General features: G+C 72.1%; 3 protein-coding genes. All 3 read right to left on the reverse strand.

All coding sequences use genetic code 11. The features are described 5' to 3' along the window. Nucleotides 1-72: 72 nt before the first annotated feature. Nucleotides 73-1,731 (reverse strand): DUF885 domain-containing protein, encoded by a 1,659-nt coding sequence (locus PLP61_RS15040; RefSeq protein ID WP_324503567.1) that lies wholly within the window; start codon nucleotides 1,729-1,731, stop codon nucleotides 73-75. A gap of 87 nt (nucleotides 1,732-1,818) precedes the next feature. After that, nucleotides 1,819-3,219, reverse strand: coding sequence for an HNH endonuclease signature motif containing protein (locus PLP61_RS15045; protein ID WP_324503568.1), 1,401 nt, complete (start codon nucleotides 3,217-3,219; stop codon nucleotides 1,819-1,821). 205 nt (nucleotides 3,220-3,424) lie between these two features. Then, a complete protein-coding gene (gene proB, locus PLP61_RS15050) occupies nucleotides 3,425-4,537 on the reverse strand; it encodes a glutamate 5-kinase (protein WP_324503569.1) in 1,113 nt (370 codons plus the stop codon). Between the last annotated feature and the right edge of the window lie 121 nt (nucleotides 4,538-4,658).

Genomic DNA, 4,658 nt, shown 5'->3' on the forward strand with positions numbered 1-4,658 from the left:
CCAAGCCCTCGCCACCGAGCGCGGAATCGACCTCTCAGACGCGAGCCGGTAGCCCGACGCAGCCTCGGGTCTCTAGCCGACGGCGGCGACGACTGCGCGCTCGAGGAGATCCAGAGGCAACCCGCCTTGGGCGAGGATCGCGGTGTGGAACGCCTTGATGTCGAAGGCATCACCCAGCCTCTCCTCGGCCTCTCGTCGGATGCGCTGGATCTCCACCCGTCCGACCATGTAGCTGGTCGCCTGTCCAGGGAGCAGGATGTAGCGGTCGATCTCCGGGCGGATGACACCCTCTGTGAGGGGGGAGTTGTCAAGCATGAACTGCACCGCCTGTTCCCGCGACCAGCCGAGGGGGTGGATGCCCGTGTCCACCACGAGCCGGCATGCTCGGAGCGAGTCGGCCGAGAGCATGCCCATGCGAGCCAACGGGGAGGAGTAGAGCCCCATCTCGTCGGCGAGGCGTTCGGTGTAGAGACCCCAGCCCTCCGCGTAGGCGTCCGGCGGTGCGTGCTTGCGTATCTCGGGGACCTCCTGCGGTAGCTCGGAGGCGATCGTGAGCTGCAGGTGGTGCCCGGGGATCCCTTCGTGGAAGGCCAGCGACTCCAGCTCGAAGGTGCCCCATGACGTCGGGTCGCTGATGTTGACGAAGAACGAGCCCCCACGCGTGCCGTCCGTCGCCGGCGGGAAGTAGTAGGCCATCGGGCCCGTGGTGACCCCGGTGACCCCGCAGGAAGCCTCCGGCAGCGTCTCGAACCACTCAGGGATGGCGGCCCACGCGCGAGCCATCGCTTCCTCGCTGTCGCGGACCAAGCTCTCACCGTCGTTGTAGTGCAGGTCTGGGTCCTCCCGCATGAGCCGGAAGATCTCGGACAGCTCGGAACGCCCGACCGCCTCCGGACCCAGCACGCGGTACTCCTCCGCGAGCGCGGCGACCGTGTCGAGGCCGAGCTGGTGGATCTCCTCGGCAGTCATCGTCGTGGTCGTGTAGTACCTCAGTGCCGCGTCGTAGGCCTCCCGGCCGCCCGGGAGGGCACACAGGCCGACCCGGTCGTCGGGTCGCGCGACCGGCAGGACGTCCTCGCGCAGGACCGCGGCGTACGTCGCGAGGCCGGGCAGCAGATGGTCGGTGACGGCCTGGGCGAGGTCATCGCGCCAGGCAGACTCATCGACGTCGTCGGGAGCCATGAGCGGACGCACGGCGGGATTGTCGGCAGCCCGGGTTGCCAGCAATGCATCCAGCTGAGCGAGTGTCTCAGCAACCGAGAAGGACGGTGCTGCGCGCCCGCCGGCGATGCCGTGCCGCAAGCGTTCAGCGAGCTCGACGAAGTAGGTGCCGATTCCGGCCACCTTGTCGACCATGGCTGCGGCGACCTGCGCATCCGGAACACCGAACAGCCCGGCATTCACACCCAGCATCGTCTGTACACCCCACACCGAGTCCACTGCGAAGTCCGTGAGCCGGGACTCGAGCAGGTCGATCGTGCGACGCAGGTGGCTGAGCAGGAAGTCGCGGGTGAGCCGGTCCTGGCGGTCGAGGCGCGCACCGTCGACCGCTTCGACCCTCGCAAGCACTCCTGACAGGGTGGCCAGGTACGCGTCCTCGGCCTCGCGTGAGGCATGCTCGAAGAGGCCGGCGAACTCCATGCGGCCCAGCAGGTGTGCCCAGGTGGGCTCCCGCTGGAGGGTCGCCTCCCAGCACTCGGCCGCGAGCGCGTTCACGATCGAGTCCGCCATGGGCCGAAACTACCGCCTCGCGCCGAACCACGATCCAGACTCCGTGCCACGCCGTGGCAGCGTGTGAGATTCGGGGTGGGCGCTGAGCTACCGGTCGGGTGGGTCGGTGCCCGCGTGGTCGCCAGCGTCGGGGGGACAGCCGGGGTGCGGGACGTTCCCCGTGGGAGTGACGTCGGTGGTGCTGGAACGGTCGCGCAGGAACACGTACCCGTGCGGGCTGGTCCACACGAACACGCCCTCTTCGACCATGGTGTAGCGCCACGCGGTGTGGGTCTTGACCCGGTGGTGGTGGCGACACAACGCCGCGAGGTTGCACGTGCAGGTCGGGCCGCCCGTGCCGTGCGCGATGACATGGTCGCAGTCGCACGCCGTCCGGGCGGGGCGGGTGCACCAGGGGAAGACACACTGGACGTCGCGCAGCACCACGCGTTCCTTGAGCCGGTCGGGGACCTCGTACTGCGCCACCCCGACATGGGCGCGCAGGTCGATCACCGGCTTGACGGTCACCGTGCTGCCCGGGCCGCACCAGTCCCGGACCACCTGGACATCGATCGGGGTCCGGGTGTTCTCACACCGACCCACCTGCCCACCCGCGCCGCTGAGGGCGGCCTCGGACAGGTGGAGGTACAAGGTGACCGGGCGCGCGGCCGCCTTCGGCCGGCGGCGGGGGTTCCGCAGCCCGAGTGCCTCGCCGGTCTCGTCCCGGGCGGGGTCGGCGAGGGTGAGGGTGAGCTGGTGACGCGCGAGCTCGCCCAACGCGGCGGCGCGGCGCACCTCGAGGGGCTCCGCGGACCCGGCGAGCTTCAGCTGCTGCGCGAGGTCAGCGAGGGCGTCGTCGAGGTCGAGGGCATCACCCAGGTCGAGGTGGGCCTCCACCCCGACCACCCCGTCGTAGCTGACCTGCCCGGTCCGCACCCACACCCCCCGCCGGTCCCGGGCGGTGTCGGGGTCGTGCTCGGACTCCAACACCTGGGGCATGTGCCGGCGCTTGGCCTCCAGCACGATCCGGTCCAGCTGGACCGGGCCGACCTTCCCGGCCACCGAGGCCACGTGGGCATCGACGAAACCCGCCGCCTCGCGGGACAGCAGCAGCGTGTGCTCGGCGACGTGGCGGGCCTTCCACGCCGCCAGGACACCCTCGACCACCAGCTGCCAGGTCCTCGGCAGCCGGTGCGCCAGCTCGACCGCGTGCCCCACCAGCCGCTTGCCGGCCTCGGTGGTCAGGCCGACCGCGGCGGCGAACTCCGCCACCGCGAACTCCGAGATCAGCGGACAGCCCTCACCCGCGACCGGCACGCAGCCGCCGAACACGCCCAGCTCCACCGCCTCGCGGGGGTCGAGCGGCTGGTGCATGCCCGCCCACTCGACTGCCGCGTGCAGCACCTGCGCCCCCGCGGCCAGCTCCGCGGCGCGCGCCGCGCGTGCCACACCCAACACTGCGGCCGGTGAGCCCGGGGTCACGCCGGTGGGCTCGAGGAGGATCGACATGCCTCCATCCCACCACCCGGCACCGACATCCCAGCCCCTGAAACCGGGGTTACCCACAGACCCCAGATCACGAGTCGATAACACTTTTCGCGCACCTGTTCGCACTCAGTGGCTGCCCGTTCCAGCAGCCCCTCGCCGAAGTCAGCAAGCGCCGGACCTACCCGCGCGACCAGCGCTCGGGTCGAGTCGCGGGGAGCGACACCCGTCAGAGCAGGACGAGGTCGTCGCGGTGGACCACCTCGCGCTCGTACGCCGCCCCGAGCTCTCGCTTCAGCTCGCGCGAGGAGCGGCCGACCAGGGACGGGATCTCCGCGGCGTCGAAGTTGACCAGGCCGCGGGCGACGGGCACGCCCGACGGGTCGACGAGATCCACCGGGTCACCGGCCTCGAACGAGCCGGTGGCGCCGGTGACCCCGGCTGCCAGCAGCGACGCCCGGCGCTCCACCACCGCCCGCACCGCGCCGGCGTCGAGCAGCACCGTGCCCCTCGGCTCGGTGGCATGGGCCAGCCAGAGCAGCCGGGTGGGACGGCGCCGCCCGGTCGCGTGGAACAGGGTCCCGACCCGGTCGCCGCAGAGGGCCTCGCCGGCCCGCTCGGCCGAGGTGAGCACCACGGGGATCCCGGCGCCGGTGGCGATCCGGGCGGCGTCCAGCTTGGTGCGCATGCCTCCGGTGCCCACGCCGGCGGCACCGGCCCGCCCGAGCGTGACCCCGCGCAGGTCCGCCCCGGAGGCGACCTCACGGACCAGGGCGGCACCGGGGCGCCCCGGGTCCCCGTCGTACAGGCCGTCGACGTCGCTGAGCAGGACCAGGAGGTCGGCGTGCACCAGGTGGGCCACCAGTGCGGCGAGCCGATCGTTGTCGCCGAACCTGATCTCGGTGGTGGCCACGGTGTCGTTCTCGTTGACGATCGGCAAGACGCCCAGCTCGAGCAGCTTGGCGAAGGTCTGGTAGGCGTTTCGGTAGTGCGATCGCCGGGTCACGTCGTCGACGGTGAGCAGCACCTGGCCGGCCACGATGCCGTGCCGGGAGAGCTCCTCGGTGTAGCGGTGCACGAGGATCCCCTGCCCCACCGAGGCTGCGGCCTGCTGCGCGGGCAGGGCCCGGGGGCGCCGCGGCATGCCCAGCGGGGCCAGCCCGGCGGCGATGGCCCCGGAGGAGACCAGCACGACCTCCACGCCGCGGGCGCGGACCTCGGCCAGCGCGTCGACCAGCGCCTGCACCCGCGCGGCGTCGATGCCCCCCGCCGCGCTGGTCAGCGAGGAGGACCCGACCTTCACCACGACCCGCCGAGCCGCGGTCACCACCGGGCGACTCATCGATCCGCGTCGCTCTCGGCGCGGTCCGGGTCGTCGGGTCCACCGATCTCGTAGGACACCGGTCCGGGGTCGCCCCGGTCGACGCGGCGGGCCACGTCGGCACGGGTCTCACCCTCGGCCC

This window comes from Nocardioides sp., assembly GCF_035429765.1.
Classification (GTDB): domain Bacteria; phylum Actinomycetota; class Actinomycetes; order Propionibacteriales; family Nocardioidaceae; genus Nocardioides.

Bases quoted from the DNA above. Each gene is read 5' to 3' on its own strand.
- PLP61_RS15040 (WP_324503567.1), bottom strand. From the start codon at position 1,731: ATGGCGGACTCGATCGTGAACGCGCTCGCGGCCGAGTGCTGGGAGGCG.
- PLP61_RS15045 (WP_324503568.1), bottom strand. From the start codon at position 3,219: ATGTCGATCCTCCTCGAGCCCACCGGCGTGACCCCGGGCTCACCGGCC.
- proB (WP_324503569.1), bottom strand. From the start codon at position 4,537: ATGAGTCGCCCGGTGGTGACCGCGGCTCGGCGGGTCGTGGTGAAGGTC.